Below are 18,942 nucleotides of genomic sequence, written 5' to 3'. Positions count from 1 at the left end.
TTCATAGCCATAGGCTATGAAGATGCAACTCCATCAGCTTCGGTACTTCGCAGCGGTCGCAGAAGTGCGACATTTCACCCAAGCTGCCGACCTTGTGGGTATAACGCAGCCCTCGTTGAGTAAGCAAATTCACGCTCTGGAGACGGAACTCGGCACCCCGCTCTTCGAACGGGTAAGGGGAAAGATCGCGCTCACCGCCGCGGGTGAGGTGCTGCTGCCGTTCGCCAAACGAATCCTCACCGATGTGGAGATCGCCACGCGCGAAGTACAGGAGCTGGTCGGCCTGCGGCGGGGCCGGGTACGCCTCGGTGCGACCCCCAGCCTGGCCACCGCACTGGCCCCACCCGTGCTGCGCCGCTTCCGCGACGCGCACCCGACCGTTGACCTGTGGGTCGAGGAGGGCGGCTCCCAGGATCTGGTCCGGCACCTGCTCCGCGGCGACCTGGACCTGGCGTTGATCATCGCACCGGCCCAGGGCACCGACCCCGGGCTGCGCACCGACGCGATCCTCACCGAGAGCCTGGTGGTCGCCAGCGACGGGCCCCTGCCGAACTCCCCACCGGCATACCCGATGCGCGTCGCCGACCTGCGCGGCCAGCCGCTGGTGATGTTCCGGGAGGGGTACGACCTGCGGGACGCCACCCTGCAGGCGTGCCGGGAGGCCGGCTTCGAGCCGTGGATCTCGGTGGACGGCGGGGAGATGGACTCCGTGCTCAGCTTCGTCGCTGCCGGGCTGGGGGTCGCCCTGGTGCCCGGCAGCGTCGTCGCCAGCCGGCCCGGAATCCACGTCACCCGACTCGCCGCGCCCGCCGTTCGCCGGACCATCGCGGTCGCCCGCCGCCGGGATGTCGTCCCCACCCATGCCGGCCGGGAACTGCGTCGCATCCTGCTCGACTACGTGGACGACGCGATCGCCTCCGACGCCCTGCCCTCCGGCCTCGAACCCCGCTAGGCCACCTCCGCGGCGTCCATGGCCTTGTAGATGCGCTGCTCGCTGACCGGGTACGGGGTCCCCAGCGCCTGGGCGAAGACGTTCACCCGCAGTTCCTCGATCATCCACCGGATCTGCCGGACGGCCGCCGTCCGTTGCCTCGCGGGCGGCAGCGCGGCGAGCAGGTCCGCGTACTCCCGCTGCACGACGGCGATCCGGTCCTGCTGCTGCTTGTCCCGGGCCGGGTTGCCGGGGAGCCGGTCCAACCGGCGTTCGATCGCGGTCAGGTAGCGCCGCAGATCCGGTAGCCGTGCGTAGCCGGCCTCGGTGATGAAGCCCGGGTGGATCAGGCCGGTGAGCTGGCTGCGGACATCGGCGAGCGCGGCCACCACCGCCAGGTTTCGGGTCGCGCCGAGGCGTTGCTCGATCGTGTACCCGGCGGCGAGTACCCCGCGGACCCGCTCCATCACCTCGACGACGGTCTCCACCAGACCGGCGCGGACCGCACCGCGCAGCGCGGCGAAACCGTCGGCGTCCCAGGCGGGGCCGCCCGCGCCGGCGATCAGCTCGTCGAGCGCCGCGCCGGCCGCGTCCTCGATCAGCGCCGGCACGCCCCCGTGCGGATTGCGGCTGAGCGCCAGCTTCGCCTCATTGGAGAGCCGTCCCTGGAGGAACTTCGCCGGGGACGGCGCGGCCAGCCGGAGCAGGCGTCGGGTCCCCGCCCAGTGGGCGGCCTCCTGCTCGGCGGGGGAGTCGAAGACCCGTACCCCCACTGTGGCGCCCTCGTCCACCAGCGCCGGGTACGCGGTGACCGCGTACCCGGCCCGGACCTGCTCGACCGTGCGCGGCAGGGCACCGATCTCCCAGTCGGTCAGCCCGGTGCGGGCCACGTCCGGCGCGGCGGCGGCCACCACCTGACGTACCTCCGCGGTGAGCTGGCGTTGCAGCGCCGGCAGGTCCTTGCTCTCGGCGACCGGACGTTCGTCCTCGCCGAGTACCCGGAAGGTGACCCGCAGGTGCGGCGGTAGCTTCGCCGGATCCCAGGCGTCCCGGGGGACGGTGACCCCGGTCATCCGGCGCAGCTGCCGGGTGAGGGCGTCCAGCAGGTCGTCCTCGCCGGCCGGAAGCTCGGCGAGCACGGCCCGGGCGTAGTCGGGCACCGGGACGAAGTTGCGCCGGACCGCCTTGGGCAGCGAGCGGATCAGCGCGATGACCAGCTCCTCGCGGAGCCCCGGCACCTGCCACTGGAAGCTCTCCGCCGGCACCTGGTTGAGCAGCGGCAGCGGGATGTCCACCGTGACCCCGTCGGCGGAGGCGCCGGGGTCGAAGCGGTACGTCAGGGGCAGGTGCACCCCGTCGGCTCGCCACTCGTCGGGGAAACCGACCCCGTCCACGCCACCGCGGCCGGCATTGACCAGCAGCTCCCGGGTGAAGGTCAGCAACTCCGGTCGCTGCCGGCGCTCCCGCTTCCACCAGGCGTCAAAGTGCCGACCGGAGACCACCTCGGCCGGGATTCGCTCGTCGTAGAACTGGAAGATCGTCTCGTCGTCGACCAGGATGTCCCGCCGTCGGACCCGGTTCTCCAGCTCGGTCACCTCGTCGAGCAGGCGCTGGTTGTCCCGCCAGAACTGGTGGTGGGTCTGCCAGTCCCCCTCGACCAGCGCATGCCGGATGAACAGCTCGCGGCTGGTCACCGGGTCGATCCGGCCGAAATTGACCTTGCGGGAGGTGACGATCGGAACGCCGTACAGCGTCACCTTCTCGACGGCCATGACCGCCGCCTGCCGCTTCTCCCAGTGCGGCTCGCTGTAGCTGCGTTTCACCAGGTGCTGGGCGAGCGGCTCGACCCACTCCGGTTCGATCCGACCGTTCACCCGGCCCCAGAGCCGGCTGGTCTCCACCAGCTCGGCGACCATCACCCAGCGCGGTGGCTTCTTCGCCAGGGCGGAGCCGGGGAAGAGAGCGAACTTCGCCCCCCGCGCACCCAGGTACTCGTACCGCTGGGTGTCCTTCAGGCCGACGTGGGAGAGGAGGCCCGCGAGCAGCGACTGGTGCACCTTCGGGGTGTCGATCTCCTCCGGCAGGTCCGCGCCGCCGCCGCGTCGCCCGCCGTCGGCGGCCGGCCCACCCCCGTCAGCCGCCGGCCCGCCGCGTCGCCGGCTCTGCTCCGGAGTCCGCAGTGCCTGCCGGAGCTGGCTCACAATGTCCTGCCACTCCCGCACCCGCAGGTAGTTCAGGTACTCCGACCGGCACATCCGCCGGAATCCACTGGACGACCGGGCCCGCTGCTGCTCGCGCAGGTAGCGCCACAGGTTGAGGTACGCCACGAAGTCCGACTCCGGGTCGGCGAAGCGGGCGTGCGCCTGGTCGGCCTGGGCCTGCTTGTCGACCGGCCGTTCGCGGGGGTCCTGGATCGACAGCGCCGCCGCGATCACGACCACCTCGGTGGCGCAGCCGTTGCGCTCCCCCTCGAGCACCATCCGGGCCAGCCGGGGGTCGACCGGCAGCTGGGCGAGCCGTCGGCCGAGCGGGGTGAGCCGTTTCGCCGGGTCGGTCTCGGCCGGGTTCAGCGCGCCGAGCTCGTGCAGCAGGTTGACGCCGTCGGTGATGGTGCGCCGGTCCGGTGGGTCGATGAAGGGGAACGCGGCGATGTCGCCGAGCCCGATCGCGGTCATCTGGAGGATGACCGAGGCGAGGTTGGTCCGCAGGATCTCCGGGTCGGTGAACTCGGGTCGGGACTGGAAGTCCGGCTCGTCGTAGAGGCGGATGCAGATGCCGTCCGAGGTGCGCCCGCACCGGCCCTTGCGCTGGTTGGCCGAGGCCTGCGAGACCGGCTCGATGGGCAGCCGCTGCACCTTGAGCCGGTTCGAGTAGCGGGAGATCCGGGCCGTGCCGGGGTCCACCACGTATCGGATGCCGGGCACGGTAAGCGATGTCTCCGCGACGTTGGTGGCCAGCACCACCCGCCGGCCGGTGTGCGGGGCGAAGACGCGGTGCTGCTCGGCGGTGCTCAGGCGGGCGTACAGCGGCAGGATCTCGGTGTTGCGTAACGCTGGTCGGTGCGCGACGAGCTTGCCGAGCGCGTCGGCGGTGTCCCGGATCTCCCGCTCGCCGGAGAGGAAGACCAGGATGTCGCCGGGGCCCTCGGCGGCCAGTTCCTGCACCGCGTCCCCGATCGCCTGGACCTGGTCGCGAACCTGATCCTCGTCGGTGTCGTCCTCGTCCTCGCCCACCTCGACCAGCGGCCGGTACCGCACCTCGACCGGGTAGGTCCGCCCCGACACCTCGACGACCGGTGCCGGGTTGCCGTCGGCGTCGGCGAAGTGCCGTGCGAACCGGTCGGTCTCGATGGTGGCCGAGGTGATGATCACCTTGAGGTCCCGGCGGCGGGGGAGGAGCTGCCGTAGGTAGCCGAGGATGAAGTCGATGTTGAGGCTGCGCTCGTGCGCCTCGTCAACGATGATCGTGTCGTACTGGCGAAGCAGCCGGTCGTGCTGTAGCTCGGCGAGCAGGATGCCGTCCGTCATCAACTTGACCAGGCTTCGGTCGCTGACCTGGTCGGCGAAGCGCACCTGGTAGCCGACCACCTCGCCCAGTTCGGTGCCGAGTTCTTCGGCGATGCGGTCGGCGACCGTCCGGGCGGCGAGCCGACGGGGCTGGGTGTGCCCGATCAGCCCGTGGACGCCGCGGCCCAGCTCCAGGCAGATCTTGGGTAGCTGGGTGGTCTTGCCGGAGCCGGTCTCGCCAGCGACGATCACGACCTGGTGGTCGCGGATCGCCGCGGCGATCTCGTCCCGGCGCTCGCTGACCGGCAGCATCGCCGGGTAGGTGATTTTGGGTACGGCGGCTTGCCGGCTCGCCAGCCGGGTCTCGGCTCGGATCACATCCGTCGTGATTTCGGCCAGGGCTGTTTCCCGACGTTGGGGGTCGGGTATCCGTTGTGCGCCGTCCAGCCGCCGTCGGAGACGGTGCTGGTCACGGAGCATCAGCGGGCGTAGCCGGCGGTGCAGCTCGCGGGTGACGTCGGGCGGGGTGGAGGCGACTTCGTTCGGCATGTCGTCGCCAAGGATAGGCAGTCGGGTGATTGTCCGCCCGGAGTTACCTCCGCTGGGCCGCTGGTGCCCGGTATCGCCGTGGAGTTGGCACGACCCCAACTGAACTGTCATTTTGCATACAGAACGTCAGTATGTATGGTGGCTCTCGAGGCGGACTGCTCTGGCCCGCCCCGCTACGGAGGGTTTGATCAATGTCAAAGATCCTGTTCGTGGTTACCGGCGCCGACCATTGGGAGCTCGCCGACGGCACCATGCATCCCACCGGTGTTTGGGCCGAGGAGATCGTGGTTCCCCACGAGATGTTGACCAGCGCCGGCCACGAGGTCAGCATCGCCACCCCGGGGGGAGTGGTGCCGCAGGTGGACCGGAGCAGCCTGCAGCCGGAGGCCACCGGTGGTCCGGAGGGGGCCGCCCGGATGACCAAGGCCGTGGAGGGCATCGAAGGCCTGCGCCAGCCGCTTACCCTGGCGGAGGTCGACCTCGACGACTATCAGGCGGTCTTCTACCCGGGTGGTCACGGGCCGATGGAGGACCTGGCGGTCGACCAGGACTCCGGTCGGTTGCTGGTGGCCGCCATGCGGGCGAAGAAGCCGGTCGGCATCGTCTGCCACGGGCCAGCCGCGATGCTCGCCGCGGTGAACGCCGACGGCAGCAACGCCTTCACCGGACGCCGGGTGGCTGCCTTCACCAACGCGGAGGAGGCCCAGGCCGGCTTGGCCGACAAGGCCAAGTGGCTGCTCCAGGACCGCCTGGTCGACATCGGCGTGCAGGTCCAGGAAGGTGAGCCGTGGGCACCGAACGTGGTCGTTGACGGCAACCTGGTCACCGGGCAGAACCCGGCGTCATCCGCGCAGGTCGCCACGGAGCTGCTGGGTAAACTGAGCTGATATGGACAGTAGTCGGCTCTCCGATGTCCTCGACGCCACCTACACCTGCTTGACCAGGTATGGCGTACGGCGGACGACGATGGATGACATCGCCGCCGCGATGGGGGTCTCTCGGTCCGCCGTCTACCAGTACGTTCGTGGTAAGGACGACGCGTTTCGGCAACTCGCCGGGCGCCTGCACACCCAGGCGCTGGCTCGTGCCCGGCAGGCCGCCCGCCAGGATGCCCCCTGTGCCCAGCGCATTCGGGGCGTCCTGGCCGCCAAACTCGACCTGTCCCTGCACCTGATTGGGGACTCGCCGCACACCGCCGAGCTCATGGACAGCAAGGCCCGGCTCTTCGGTGAGATCTGCACCGAGTTCACCGTGGAGCTGCGGAAGCTGTTGGCGGGTCTGTTTACCGAAGCGGGCGCGGCGGACGCGGACGCGGCCGCCGAGATCTGCGTGGCCCTGGTCTCCGGCCTGGAGACGGCCCCGGATGGCCGGCGCCTACTGGGGCGTGCCGTGGACGCGCTCGTCCCCGGTTTGCTGCACCCGGTCGAGCCGGTCGGTCAGGTCAGTGGCACCACTGGCTAGGAGCCTCCCCCGTCGGCCCGACGACCAGCCGCAGGGGTCAGTAGGTAGAGCCGGCAAGATCGGTGCCGCCACCAGCTGGGCTGGTTGGTGCGACCATTTCCATCAGGAGAAGTAGTCCTCGAGTGTGCCGTCGCGCACGGTGTCCAGGGTGAAGCAGTGGAGGCCGCCGCCGAACAGTCGCCGATGGCGATGACGTACCGGCACGACGTCGAAGCCGTGCTGTTCCAGTGCACGGCTCAGCTCCGGGCAGGAATCGTTGACCATGATGGTGCGCTCATCAATGGACAACACGTTCAGGTCGATGAACGGGCTGGTGAGGATGACGTCATCGTCGTCGTACTGGGGGAAGTTCTGTATTTTCGGCTCGGGCGCCTCGATGACATCCCACTTCTGGAGGGCTTTGGGCAGGTAATCGAGGAACCGTCGGGAGCGGATCAACAACGTGCCCGGTCGCAGGGGGAGCACCATGCTGTCGATGTGGCTGTCGGCCAGCCGGTCGATCCGGTGGATGGTGTAGCGGCCCGCTAGGTGGCGCTCCAACCACTCACACGCGAGAAGGTGGTTCGCCGTCGCGATGTTGACCAGGATGTCCCGACCGAATCGTAGGCACTGGGCGGCGTCAAGGAGCATCTCGATGCCCACGTCATAGGGGGAGTCGTTGATGGTGGGCACCGTCTCCATCGTGACGATCTGCTCGGCGTGGGCGAGGTCGAAGGAGCGGTCGGTCATCCACGGCCGGGGCATAACCGTCCACCGGGCGCCGTGTTTGAAATACTCCATGAAGACGGGCTTCAGGAATTGTGTCTCGAAGTAGCGCGAGCGCATCATCGGTGGTGTTTCGATGATCTCGTCACCCAGGATCAACGTGTTGTCCCGGAGGTTCAGGGGCGGCAGCGCGGTGGCGGACCACGCGGGGGTGGCGAAGTGTGCCGCGCCCTCGCAAAGGTTCATCGGCCGGTGGACACGTACGCCCAGGGACTCGAGCGTCCTGGCTATTCCTTCCACGTCCTCGTGTAACTCGTCCACGTAGCGCTGCTTGATATCCAGGGTTTTCGAGGTCAATGATCCCGGCGTTGGCTGGCCGTGGGTCATGAACCGTGGATAGTAGATGGGGTGAGTCTTTGGGTTGTCGTGGATGAGGTTGTCGTAGAAGAAGAGATCGAAGGAGAGGTCGCGGGCCTGTTGTCGGTAGCCCGAGGCTGAACCCACGACGATTTCGCGTAACGGCGACCATTCATCGAAACTGTGCAGCCTCATGTGGCCCCCAGGACACGTACGTGCGGAGCGCTCACCCCGCAGTGGCGAGGAGCGTGACGTTGTTGTTACCTGCAGCGGCAGCTTGGATCTATGTCCGTCACTCATACAACCAGTGATCGATACTTTCGGCAATGATGATCTCGGCCCGGCGGCACGGTGGGGTGGACCGGCTGGTTCGGATGGGCCGGCTGTGACCAGCCGTGATCGCATCGTCGGCAGGCTGCTCGAATCTCATGTGGATGAATGGCGTGACCCGGGTGCGGGTGGGGGTGGCGTCGCTGATGATCTCTCGCGGCGTAACCCCGGGAGGCTGATCGCCGCTACGCTGGGTGCTAGCAAGATCACTCCTTGCTATCGATGGTGTCAATTGATAGCGTGTCGATCAGCAAATCGGAGATCCCTTCATACCTTGACGCACGGTTCGTAACGATGCCCCGGTCTGTCTCCTTTCGCAGCTCAACAGCCGGTTGATCCGGCTGGGCGGGGCCGTGTCCGAGAATCCCGCCGACCTGATGGGGCGGTAATGAGAACCTTGATTATCGGTAATAGTCGAACCTGGGAGATGGTCGGCGACCTGGCGGCACTGACCTCCGACCAACTGCGCGGCGGTGGCTGTGCCGCGCAGCGTCTGCTCTGGTTCGCCCGGGATGGCGACGTGCTGGTGTTGCCGTTCGCTCCGCCGGCGGACTACCTGAGCTACATCACTGACCTGACCGGAACCCGCGCCTCGACCCTGACCACTGTGATCCCGCCACCGGGCAGGCTCGGCTCGGACATCCTCACCCCAGATCGGCTCACCGATCCGAGCTTCTTGGACGAGCTACGCGGTGCGCTCGGCAACCGACCTCCGACCAAGATCTTGGCCGTCTACAAGGACCTCTCTGTCACCAGGATCGCCCGGACACTCGGCGCCGAGGCGGCTCTCCCCGGCTATCCGTTCAGCAACCAGGCCGGTGATGCGCTGGTAAACAGCAAGGCCGGGTTCCGGGCCCTGGCCGCCGGAGCCGGGGTGCCGATCGCGCCGGGCACCGTGGTCGCCCGGCCGGAGCAGGCACTGGAGGCGATTGCTGACCTCTTCGACCAGGGACACAACGCGATCGTGAAGATGGAGTTCAACGGAGGCGGTCTCGGCAACGAGGTCCTCAGCCGTACCGATGGCGTCGCGCCGACCGGCGCGAACCGGGCGGTGGTGTTGCCGGACCGTCCCGCGCTGCTGGCATACGTACAGCGGCGGTGGGAATGGCTCACCGCCGGCCACGCACACCAGCTGGTGGTGGAGCGGTTCTTCCCCAGGTCCACCACCAGCTACGCGGAGTACCTCCTCACCGACGAGGCGGCGCAGCTGATCGGGGTGGGAGATCTGCTGATGGCGCCAAGGGCGATCGGCCAGGTGCTGCCGGCGCAGACAATGGACGCGGAGACCAGGGCAGAGTTGCTGGACGGCGCCCACCGGCTGGTCGAGTCCCTCCGGGTACTCGGCTACCGGGGCGTGGTCTGTGCCGACGCTATCGCTACTCCGGACAAGCAGGTGCTCTTCACCGAGACCAACTGTCGCCTCACTGGCTCCACCCACCTCCACCTGGCCCTCTACGGTCGGGTGGTCGATCCCGAGTACCGAGACAAGCGGGTCTTCCTGGAACGCTTCGGTTGGGCCGTGCCGTCGTTCACGGCGGCCGTCGAGCGGCTCGCGACGGCCGGCTTGGCGTACGACCCCACCAGCCGTACCGGGGTCGTGATCACCTCCGACGACGTTGACGCGGACGGTACCGTCGCCTGTTGCGCCATCGCGGATGACCTTCAGGCAGCGGAGGAGCTGCACCGCCGGCGGGGGGAACTCTTCGTGGACCAGGCGGCATGACCTGCTCCGCGTCGTCGGGACGCACCCGGAGCGGTGGCTGGGGACCGGTACTCGTCGGTTCGCGCCGCAGCGGCTGTTGGTGGCCGCGATGACCCGGTCCATGCGTGCGGTGGTTCTGCGCCGACCAGGTGGTCCGAAAGCACTACGCGTCGAGCGGATACCCGAGCCGTCGCCGAGGGTGGGGGAAAGTCTGATCGACGTGACGTTGACCGGGGTCAACTTCGATGACCTGGAGCGCTGCGCCGGTGCTCACCCCGAGCTGCCGCTGCCGGCGGTGCTCGGCGTGGAGGCGGTCGGGCGTCGACGGGCCGACGGACGGCGGGTGGTCGCGCTACTACGCCAGGGCGGTGGGTACGCCGAAGTGGTGGCTGCCCCGGAGGCGCACACCGTGGAGATTCCGGCGGCTATCGATGACCCGCAGGCGCTCGGTCTGTTCGAGCAGGGCAGCACCGCGTACGGGGCGTTGTCGTTGGCCGGTCGGCTGCGGGCCGGGGAGAGTGTCGCGGTCGCCGCCGCGGCCGGCGGGGTTGGACACCTCGCGGTGCAGCTCGCGGTGGCGCTTGGCGCCTCGCCGGTGATCGGCCTGGCGTCGACCTCGGCGAAGCGACAGTTCGTCACCGGGCTCGGCGCTGATGTGGTGCTGGACCCGGCAGATCCAGAGCTGGCCGACCGGGTGCGGGAGGCGGCCGGCGGAGCTGGCGTGGACCTGTTCGTCGACTCGGTGGGTGGCGCGGTGGCGCGGGCCGCCCTGGTCGGCCTGGCGCCGTTTGGACGGTTGGTCTGCCTCGGCTGGCGGCCCGGCAACTCGCGCGATCCCGGAACCGGCGGAGCTGGTGACGTGCCCGTCGGTCCGGAGGACCCCGCTGGTGTCGTCGCGGTGACCACCGCGCAACTGGCCGAGCGTTCCATCGGCTGTGCCGGCTTCTGGATGCGGCACGTGGTGGACGACCGTGAGCTGCTGTGCGGAATCGCCGGCCGGCTCTTCGAGCTGGCGGCCCAAGGCCAGCTTACGGTCCACGTCGACCGGACCGTCGCGCTGCACGAGGTCGGCGCCGCCCACACGGCGGTCGCCACCCGTGCCACTTCGGGCAAGGTTCTCATCGATGTACGCCGGGAGGTGTGATGTACGCCCGGTACTGCCGTTCCATGTTGTGTACGCCGGCGACCGCGGTCGGCAGGTACGTAACCTGCCACCGTTCGGGAGCCGACATTTGCCTGGTCGACCTGGAAGACTCGGTGCCGCCGCAGGACAAGGCCGAGGCCCGGGACCGGGGGGGCGCGTTCTTCAGTGGGGAGAGCGCGTCCGGTCGCCGTTGCGCCGTTCGGGTGAACACGCTTACCGAACCGGAAGGCATGCGGGATCTGCTCGCTTTGCGCGAGTATCCGATCCGGCCCTCCATCGTGCTGGTGCCCAAGGTCGAATCGCCACGCGACATTGAGATAGTCGCGCGACTACTCCGGCCGGTCCGTCCGGACCTCGAGCTGTGCGCGGTGATTGAGACACCACGAGGGGTGGAGGCCGCCGCGGCGATCGCGGCGACGTCGCCCCACCTGCGTGCGCTGATTTTCGGGTCGGCGGACTACGCGTCCGCTATCGGTGCCCAACTGCGCTGGGAGCCGCTGGCACAGGCCCGGACTCGGGTGGTGAACGCCGCCAGGGCGGCTGAGGTGGAGGCGATCGACTCGCCGACCTTCCACGTGCAGGACCTGACCGCGCTACGGCGGGAGGCGATTCTGGCACGGGACCTCGGGTTCAGCGGCAAGATCGCCCTGCATCCACGCCAGGTGGCGGTCATCAATCAGGTCTTTTCACCCGACGCGGCATCCCTGGAGGCGGCCCGGCGAGTGGTGGCCGCCGGCCAGCGCAGCGGCCAGGGCATCACCACCGTTGACGGGGTGATGGTCGGCCGGCCCTTCTTCGAGGCGTCCCAGCGGCTACTCGACGAGTTCGACTCATCCGGCTGACCCATGGCGGGGACAACAGCGATCAGTCTCACTGGCAGGGAGAGGAAATGACGAGCACAGCGGAACACCAGAGCTTCGTCGGTCCGCACCGGTACCGCCACGCGGAGAAGATGATCCGGACCGCCGACCCGGTCTGGCAGGCAGCGGCCGACCATGGCCTGACCGGGATCAGTGTCGACACGCCCTCGGGCGATTCCAACAACCGGCTCGTCGACCGGGTGACCGGCCACGAGTTCGTCAACATGTGCTCCTGCGCCTACCTCGGTCTCAACCACCATCCGGCAGTGATTGAGGGGGCGGTGTCGGCGCTACGCGAGGCCGGCACCACCTGGCTGGTCACCTCCACCACCCGCATCCGGCACCAACTGCTGGCCCGGTTGGAGGAGGAACTGGGAGAACTCTTCGGCGCCCAGATCCTCCCCGGTACCACCTGTAGCGCGCTCAGCGCCGGCATCTTGCCCCTGGTGGCCTCCGGGCACCTCGCTCCGGGTGGCCCCAGGGTGATGGTCTTCGACCGGCACTGCCACTTCTGCATGTCGTACGTGAAGCCCATTTGCGCGGAGGAAAGTCTGGTCCTCACCTGCGACCACAACGACCTGAACTACCTGGAGGACGTCTGCCGGCAGTACCCCAGCGTGGCCTACGTCGCCGACGGCGCGTACTCGATGGGCGGCGCTGCTGCCCTAGACGGTCTGTTGGAACTCCAGGACCGATACGGTCTGTTCCTCTTCATCGACGACTCGCACTCGTTGTCGCTGGTCGGTGAGCGGGGTGAGGGCTTCGTTCGATCCCGACTGGTCATGAATCCGCTCACCGTCATCGTCACCAGCCTGGGCAAGGGTTTCGGCACCGGTGGTGGTGTGGCCATGCTCGGCGACCCGGCGATGTCCCGCTTCCTGGCCCGGCACGCCGGGCCGGTGGGATGGTCGCAGAACATGGCCCTGCCACTGGTCGGGGCCTCGTTGGCGAGCGCCGCCATTCACCGTTCACCCGAGCTGGGCCAGTTGCAGCGCCGACTGGACGAGAACGTGGCGTACTTCGACGAGCTGCTACCCACCTCCTTCGCCGGCAACGGACTGCCGGTACGTCGAATCACCGTGGGCGACGCCGACCGGGCGGTCCGACTCTCCGCGGAGTTGTACCGGCGTGGCTTCTACAGCTCAGCGGTGTTCTTCCCGATCGTGCCGCAGGGCCAGGCCGGGTTGCGGATCATGATCCGCGCCGACCTTGACCGGTCGGTCCTGGCCACCTTCGCCGACCACGTACGGGAGCTCACCGATGCGGCCTGAGCAGGCCGGGAAGCCGACCGGATCCGGTCCGGTCGGCTTCCGGAAGGTAGGCGAGAACCGGTACCGCGAACAGGTCGGCTTCTACTACGACGAGATCACCGTCGGCACGGTGATCGAGCATCGGCCCGGCCGCACCGTGACCGAGATGGACAACGTGTTGATGAGCATGTTGAGCATGAACGCGTCACCGCTGCACATCGACGGCGCGTACGCCGAGGCGGGCCGGTGGGGCCAGCCCCTGGTCTCCAGTCTGGTGACCCTGAGTATCGTCGGCGGGATGACCGCCCGCAGCACCAGCGGCCGGGCCATCGCGAACCTCGGCTGGGAGCGGATCCACCTTCCCCAGCCGGTCTTCGTGGGTGACACGCTGTACGCGGAGAGCGAGGTGACCGCGAAACGGCTCTCCGCCAGCCGGCCGGGCGAGGGCATCGTGAGCTGCCGCACCATCGGCCGCAAAGCCACCGGCGAGGTGGTCCTCACCTTCGAGCGGAGCTTCCTGGTGCCGACCGCGCAATCCAGCATCGACGACGCGACGGGCTACTGACCCTCCACCCACCCCGCGCGGTCAGGCCGCAGTGCTCCACAGCGCCTGGAAGGCGACGGCCTCGCCGGCCAACCAGCGCTCGATCTCCGCGGGTTTCGCGGTCGCCGGCGTGCGGTGCGCCCGCCCACGCCGGACGTCGACCAGGACGGGTTCGGCGTGCGGCAGGATCGCCTCCATCTGCCGGCCCATCAGGTGCAGCATGGCCAGCGCTGCCTCGTCGGTCGGCGGAGCCTCGTCGAAGTGCAGGCGGACGGCCTCGGCCCGCCCGTCGGCGTACCGGATTCCGAAGTGTGGGTTGATCTTTACGGGTAGGTCGCCCAGCAGGGCGAGCGCGTCGCGGGTCTGGGCCAGGTCCACCGACCGAGGCGCGCCGAGGGAAAGCAGCCAGGCCATCGCCCCCGGCACCAGCGCCTGGTAGAGCGGACGCCACCGGGGCTTGACGGCGGCGACCACCCGATCGAGGTGGGTGCCGCTGGTGTGAAAGGCGATGTCGGCCTTGAGGGCCTTGACGAACTGGCCATGTGGATTGAAGCCGGAGCGGCTGGCCCGCTGCCGGCGCAGGCCGCCGACGAAGGTGGCCTTGGCCGGGCCGGTGCGGTCGACGTAACGGGTGAAGCCAAGGAGCGTGGTGTAGGGGGCGAGGGGAGCGACGGGGGTGGGCGCAGTCACGGGCATCCTCCCAGCTCAACAGCGAGATTAGTACATACATTCTAATCGACGGAGCTGATCTCGCCTAGGACAAATCACCCACGCATGGTGTCCGGTCCGCTCGAAGTTGGCCAGTCCGCTTGAGGATGGCCAACGACGTGGCCACGGCCGGCTGAAGGTGGCCAGCCGGTACGGCGCTGGGGTGCTGCGCGCGGTGCAGGGCCTGGGTGGTCCGCTGACGGCTGAGTTTGAGGTCGGCTTCGTCGGCGCCGAGGGAGCGGGGGCCCGCGCTTCCTTGATCAACTCTGCTGGAGTGAGGTTCGAGCAGGTCAAGCCGGTACGAACATTCTCGTCGCACAAGCGGCAGCGGCACTTTCCGGGCTTGTGGTCGTCGGCGACCGGTCGGCCAGTCGGGTACGAGTCCTGGCTTGAACGGGACCACCTGATGCTGCTGGACGTCGATCCGACGGTGGCCGGGATCGCGTCACAGCCGTTCTGGTAGGTCCGGACGACTACCGTCCAAGCGACCTCATTGGACTGTCGGAAAACGCAGCGCCTCAGAGACCGGCCAAAATGACGGGGTTGGTGAGCGCCGCCATGTGCCCTCCGAGGTGGCGTAGCTCGACGCGGACGAACGCCGATTCTGCCTCGCTGGTGCGCCATTCCACGGCACCGGATCCGTCGCTCGGCAAGGATTCGCGGTGCACCGTGCCTCGATCGGTGTGGAAGCTGACGATGCCGGATGGCACGCCGCTTACGTCCACCCGTACTACGACCGGCTCGTCGCAGGTCTTCAGCCGCTGACCGATCCCGGCGCTACGATCACCAGCAGCGGCGGTGAGCGACAGCTCAATGGCGGCTGATTCGGCGATCCAGCTCCGGCCGGCCCGGATGCCGGCGAGGACCGCCTCAGTGCTCAGCTCCTCGGCCAACACGACTGTGTGCGGTACACCGATCTGGCCCTCCAGATGCGCGTCGCTGTTGCCCAACGCTGGCCGCCATCGCCCACCTTGGATGTCGTCAGCCAGGCTGCGACCCCATTCGGCCAGTGCCGCCTCATTGTTAGCGTTCCAGGGCAGGTCCGAACTCCACAGCCCGTTCCACACCTCTACCACGTCAAACCCGTGGAACGGGTACATGAAAACGCCAGAGGGATACGGCGCGTGCGGGTGGGCCGCTACGCACAGCCCACCGGCTTGATGCACCTGGTCCACATGTCGGTCGATCGCATCGTCGCCAATGCCGTACCGCCAGACGACCACCTGTCCCGGGTCGATGCCAAGCGCCAGCCAGTGCCCGGTCCAGGTGGTGACCTCCTGGCCGAGCATCACCAGCAGATCGTCACCGGCGAGTGGACCCCAGACGCCATGCGTGTCGGACGTGTTGTGCTCGGTGATGGCGATGAAGTCCAGTCTGACCTTACGGGCACCGGCCGCGAGCTGCTCCGGCGTCAGCTCTCCACCATTCGAGCGCGCCGAATGCACATGGCAGTCACCTCGGTACCAGCCGCGCCCCCGACCGGTCACCCGCCCCGGTGGGAACCGCGACTGCGGAACCCGCTCCGCCATGTCGTCATCCGTGGTCATGCCCGGCAGGGTACTCACCACCCGCAGACAACGAGTCACAAGATCCAGCTGGATCGGCACCGCGGGCTCCAATAATCGGCCAGCTAGCACCGGACGATCACAGTCCGCCTGTCCACGCCAACCTGTCCTGGCGCTGGCCACCACCTCGGCGGCTGGCCAGGTTTACGTGGACCGGACACCTGGTGTCCCGTCCGGACGAAGTTGGCACGGTCCGGGCTAGGTGGCACGGGCGGTGGCATGAATCCGGGCTAGGTGGCACATGGTGTCCGTCGCTTTGGGTCGGGGCTGGCTACGGTGCTGCGATGGCATCGATGGATCGTGGGGCTGTCCGGGCGGGTCGGAACCGGTCGCGGGCTTCAGGTCGAGTTCGTCGGATCTCACTGCGGCTGGGCGAGGAGGAGTACGCCGGGGTGTGGCGGGCTGCTGCGGCGGTGGGGTTGACGCCGACGGGTTACGTCGCCGAGATTGCGCTGGCTGCGGCCCGGCCCGGCGATGACGGCGGCGCCACCGGTAGCACCGTTACCACGGCTGAGCTGGCGGCGGTCCAGCGTGGGCTGTTCGTGGCGCGGACTGCGATGAATCAGGTCCGGGTCGGTGCGGCGGTCGACTGGGCGACGGCGGTGCAGCGGATTGCCGCGGTGGCGGCGGAGATGGATCGGCTGTTGCGTCGGGCATCGTCCGCCGCCTGTTCGCCCACCACGAGATGCTCTGCACCCGCCACGGCTACTGGATCGGCTCCACCGAGTTCGGTATCGACCACCAACCCACCCCCGTCGGCAGGCTGCTGCCCGAACTCAGTGACGCCCAGCAACGACACAAACGGCTGGTCCATCGGCACGGCTGGAAGCTCGCCCTACACGCCATCGCCGCCTCCCAGAACGTCTGCGTCGACCTGCGCTTCTACGGCCCCTCACCGCAGCACACCATCCACGACCAGCGCATCAAGGTCCTCATCCCGACCGCCCACGCCCTTACCGGCCCCCGCTACATCGCCGCGTTCTACCCCGAGATCATCCGGCTCGCCGAAGTGTTCTGCGCCCCCGCCTGGCGGCCAACCGCCCGCGCCGCCATCGAACAGTTCGCCGCCCCAGCCTCGCCGGACACCCGCCGTCACACCGGCGAACGCGACGCCATCGCGTCGAAGATCGCGCATGCGGTCGGGTATCCGCTCGACGCGATCCTCGCCAACAACGGCCACCTGACCACGTTCTGGCTGGCCGGCATGGGCTACGGCCCCTACTACGAGCCCGACAAACCTTCCCCGACACCCGCGCGCAAACCATCGACGGCACCCCACGACCCGGCCTCAAAGATCGCGAAGCCACCCACCTCCGCAAAGCCGTCCGCGAGTTCGCCAAGAACAACCCGCTCGTCGCCGCATGGAACCTTCCGCCACTCAACGTCCGCGAGATCCGAACACCCGACATCCCGGCACTGCTTACCGAGGCTCCAGAACCAGATCTGATCAACCTGCTCGGCATACCGAGCTTATGACGGTCAGGCGTCGTCCTCCGCAGTCCCGCCCTCGTCGAACGAAATACGCTGGACGCGCGCCGGACACTGAAGTGTGGACGAGAACGCGATCACGACAGCCATAGCGGCGAACGTCGGGCAATCGAACGAGATACTGGGTTTCCCCGCGGATGCCCGGCTGCTCATTGTCAACAACGACGACTTCGGGATGTATCACGCAATCAACGTCGCGATCATCGACTCCATCCAACGAGGGATCGCCCAATCGTGCAGCCTGATGGTGCCATGCCCCTGGGCGCTGCACGCCATGCACCTTCTCCACGAGCATCCGGACGTCTCCTTCGGCATCCATCTCACCCTGGTCTGCGACACAACCCACTACCGTTGGGGCCCTATCAGCACGAAGGCGGAGGTCCCCTCGCTTCTCGACGAGACCGGTGCGCTGTTCACACCGGCACGCATCCCGCAGTTGTTGGCCCAGTCCCGCATCGAGGACGTGGAACGTGAGTTTCGGGCCCAGATCGACGCTGTGATCAACGATGGGCTCACACCCACCCACCTGGACTGGCACTGCCTCGCTGATGGTGGCCGCGAGGACATCTTCGAACTCACCGTCACGTTGGCAGCCGAGTACGGCCTAGCGGTGCGCGCCTGGCTGGAGCCGAGTCGCCACCGTCTTCGTTCTCAGGGCCTTCCAGCCATCGACCACCAGTTCCTGGACAGCTTCAGTCTCGACGTCGACGGCAAAGCAGCTCGTTACGCCGAACTCCTACATGATCTTCCCGCCGGTCTGAGCGAGTGGGCAGTGCATCCGGGACGCAGCAACGACGAGTCACAAGCCATCGATGATGCTGGCCATCTCGTGCGCCAAACCGACTACGACTTCCTGACCTCACCGCAGGCTCACGAGATCGCCCGTCAGGAAGGAATCGTCTTGATCGACTACGCCACGATCCAACAGGCATGGTCTCGAGTGGGATCGCTCCGACGAGACTGACGCTGAATCCACCGCAGCATGGTTCGACGCACGGCAGGGGGTGGCGAGCACGATCGCCACCCCCTGACAGCATCACGGAAAGTGCCAAGTAGGGTCCGGACGAATCCAGCTCGGCCCGTCCGCGCGCGGTGCCTGGCTCTGGTGGTCCGCTGACGGTTGAGTTTGAGATCGGTTACGTCGGTATCGACGGGGCCGAGGATCGCGCCGTCTTGATCAACTCGGCTGAGGTGCGGTTCGAGTTCGGCAAGCCGGTACGAATCTTCTCGTCGCGTAAGCAGCAGCGGCCCTTTCCGGGCTTGTGGTCGTCGACGACCGGCGGGCATGTCGGCTATGAGTCCTGGCTGGAGCGAGACCACCTGATGTTACTGGACTTCGATCCTTCGGTGGTCGGCATCGCTTCGCAGCCGTTCTGGCTGTTCTGGGACGAAGGCGGCCGTCGTCGCTCGCACGCGCCGGACTACTTCGCTCGACTCGTCGATGGCCGTGCGGTGGTGGTGGACTGCCGTCCGGCAGAGCGGATCAAGCCACGCGACGCCGTGGCGTTCGATGCGACGCGGCGGGCGTGTGAGCTGGTCGGATGGGACTATCGCCCCGTTGGAGTGCCTGACCCGGTGCTGAGAACCAACGTGCGCTGGCTTGCCGGTTACCGGCATCCGCGTTACCGCGTGCCCGGCGCTGCGGCGGCGCTGCGCGAGATATTCATCGATACCGCGCCGCTGATGGCCGGGGCGGAAGAGGCCGGCGATCCGATCGCAGTGCTGCCGGTGCTGTTTCACCTGCTGTGGTGTGGTGACCTTACCGCCGGCCTGGGCATCGTGTTGCACGATGCTACGCCGGTGACCATCGTAGGAACGCTGTGATGGCAGCCGGACGAATGC

At 68.1% G+C, this 18,942-nt stretch carries 16 protein-coding genes; 12 read left to right on the top strand and 4 right to left on the bottom strand.

The window, feature by feature from the left end; all coding sequences use genetic code 11:
* The first annotated feature begins 16 nt into the window (after nucleotides 1-16).
* Nucleotides 17-952, top strand: a complete 936-nt coding sequence (locus T398_RS01110) for a LysR family transcriptional regulator (RefSeq protein WP_496443594.1) — start codon at nucleotides 17-19, stop codon at nucleotides 950-952.
* Here the strand turns inward: T398_RS01110 and hrpA are convergent.
* Nucleotides 949-4,986 (bottom strand): ATP-dependent RNA helicase HrpA, encoded by a 4,038-nt coding sequence (gene hrpA / locus T398_RS01105; protein ID WP_496443592.1) that lies wholly within the window; start codon nucleotides 4,984-4,986, stop codon nucleotides 949-951. The two genes, T398_RS01110 and hrpA, sit on opposite strands and share 4 nt — an antisense overlap.
* 191 nt (nucleotides 4,987-5,177) lie before the next feature.
* Here hrpA and T398_RS01100 point away from each other — a divergent pair, with 191 nt between their 5' ends.
* On the top strand, nucleotides 5,178-5,873 hold the full coding sequence (locus tag T398_RS01100; RefSeq protein ID WP_496443590.1) for a type 1 glutamine amidotransferase domain-containing protein: 696 nt from the start codon (nucleotides 5,178-5,180) through the stop codon (nucleotides 5,871-5,873).
* Nucleotide 5,874: 1 nt separating this feature from the next.
* Nucleotides 5,875-6,447 carry a TetR/AcrR family transcriptional regulator gene (locus T398_RS01095; RefSeq protein ID WP_496443588.1) on the top strand — a complete coding sequence of 191 codons (573 nt, stop codon included), beginning with the start codon at nucleotides 5,875-5,877 and terminating at the stop codon, nucleotides 6,445-6,447.
* Between the two features lie 102 nt (nucleotides 6,448-6,549).
* On the opposite strand, the gene T398_RS01090 is transcribed toward T398_RS01095, so the two are convergent.
* Entirely contained in the window at nucleotides 6,550-7,704 is a 1,155-nt protein-coding gene (locus T398_RS01090; protein WP_496443586.1) for a glycine amidinotransferase, read from the bottom strand.
* A gap of 523 nt (nucleotides 7,705-8,227) precedes the next feature.
* Between T398_RS01090 and T398_RS01085 the strand changes: the two genes are divergently transcribed.
* The 5 genes from T398_RS01085 (at nucleotide 8,228) to T398_RS01065 (ending at nucleotide 13,360) form a co-directional block, all read left to right on the top strand.
* Nucleotides 8,228-9,562, top strand: coding sequence for a preATP grasp domain-containing protein (locus T398_RS01085; RefSeq protein ID WP_496443584.1), 1,335 nt, complete (start codon nucleotides 8,228-8,230; stop codon nucleotides 9,560-9,562).
* Between the two features lie 100 nt (nucleotides 9,563-9,662).
* Nucleotides 9,663-10,685, top strand: a complete 1,023-nt coding sequence (locus T398_RS01080; RefSeq protein ID WP_496443582.1) for a quinone oxidoreductase family protein — start codon at nucleotides 9,663-9,665, stop codon at nucleotides 10,683-10,685.
* Entirely contained in the window at nucleotides 10,685-11,527 is an 843-nt protein-coding gene (locus T398_RS01075) for an HpcH/HpaI aldolase/citrate lyase family protein (RefSeq protein ID WP_496444051.1), read from the top strand. The genes T398_RS01080 and T398_RS01075 overlap by 1 nt, the downstream gene beginning before the upstream one ends.
* 47 nt (nucleotides 11,528-11,574) lie before the next feature.
* Nucleotides 11,575-12,816, top strand: a complete 1,242-nt coding sequence (locus tag T398_RS01070; protein WP_496443580.1) for an 8-amino-7-oxononanoate synthase family protein — start codon at nucleotides 11,575-11,577, stop codon at nucleotides 12,814-12,816.
* A complete protein-coding gene (locus T398_RS01065) occupies nucleotides 12,806-13,360 on the top strand; it encodes a MaoC family dehydratase (protein ID WP_496443578.1) in 555 nt (184 codons plus the stop codon). The genes T398_RS01070 and T398_RS01065 overlap by 11 nt, the downstream gene beginning before the upstream one ends.
* Before the next feature lie 21 nt (nucleotides 13,361-13,381).
* Here the strand turns inward: T398_RS01065 and T398_RS01060 are convergent, their stop codons facing one another.
* Nucleotides 13,382-14,029 (bottom strand): hypothetical protein, encoded by a 648-nt coding sequence (locus T398_RS01060; protein WP_496443576.1) that lies wholly within the window; start codon nucleotides 14,027-14,029, stop codon nucleotides 13,382-13,384.
* A gap of 106 nt (nucleotides 14,030-14,135) precedes the next feature.
* On the opposite strand from T398_RS01060, the gene T398_RS01055 reads away from it, so the two are divergent.
* Nucleotides 14,136-14,510 carry a hypothetical protein gene (locus tag T398_RS01055; protein ID WP_496443574.1) on the top strand — a complete coding sequence of 125 codons (375 nt, stop codon included), beginning with the start codon at nucleotides 14,136-14,138 and terminating at the stop codon, nucleotides 14,508-14,510.
* A 55-nt stretch (nucleotides 14,511-14,565) separates the two neighbouring features.
* On the opposite strand, the gene T398_RS01050 is transcribed toward T398_RS01055, so the two are convergent.
* A complete protein-coding gene (locus T398_RS01050; RefSeq protein WP_496443572.1) occupies nucleotides 14,566-15,594 on the bottom strand; it encodes a CehA/McbA family metallohydrolase in 1,029 nt (342 codons plus the stop codon).
* A gap of 703 nt (nucleotides 15,595-16,297) precedes the next feature.
* On the opposite strand from T398_RS01050, the gene T398_RS01045 reads away from it, so the two are divergent.
* The 3 genes from T398_RS01045 (at nucleotide 16,298) to T398_RS01035 (ending at nucleotide 18,924) form a co-directional block, all read left to right on the top strand.
* Nucleotides 16,298-17,059: a hypothetical protein gene (locus T398_RS01045; protein WP_496443570.1), complete on the top strand. Its 762-nt coding sequence runs from the start codon at nucleotides 16,298-16,300 to the stop codon at nucleotides 17,057-17,059.
* 102 nt (nucleotides 17,060-17,161) lie between these two features.
* Nucleotides 17,162-18,064, top strand: coding sequence for a polysaccharide deacetylase family protein (locus tag T398_RS01040; protein ID WP_496443568.1), 903 nt, complete (start codon nucleotides 17,162-17,164; stop codon nucleotides 18,062-18,064).
* A gap of 128 nt (nucleotides 18,065-18,192) precedes the next feature.
* Nucleotides 18,193-18,924: a TnsA-like heteromeric transposase endonuclease subunit gene (locus T398_RS01035; protein ID WP_496443566.1), complete on the top strand. Its 732-nt coding sequence runs from the start codon at nucleotides 18,193-18,195 to the stop codon at nucleotides 18,922-18,924.
* Nucleotides 18,925-18,942 lie beyond the last annotated feature (18 nt).

The organism is Salinispora goodfellowii, from assembly GCF_059570675.1.
Note: the sequence above shows the minus strand (reverse complement) of the source record. Positions and strands in the feature narration are given on the sequence as shown.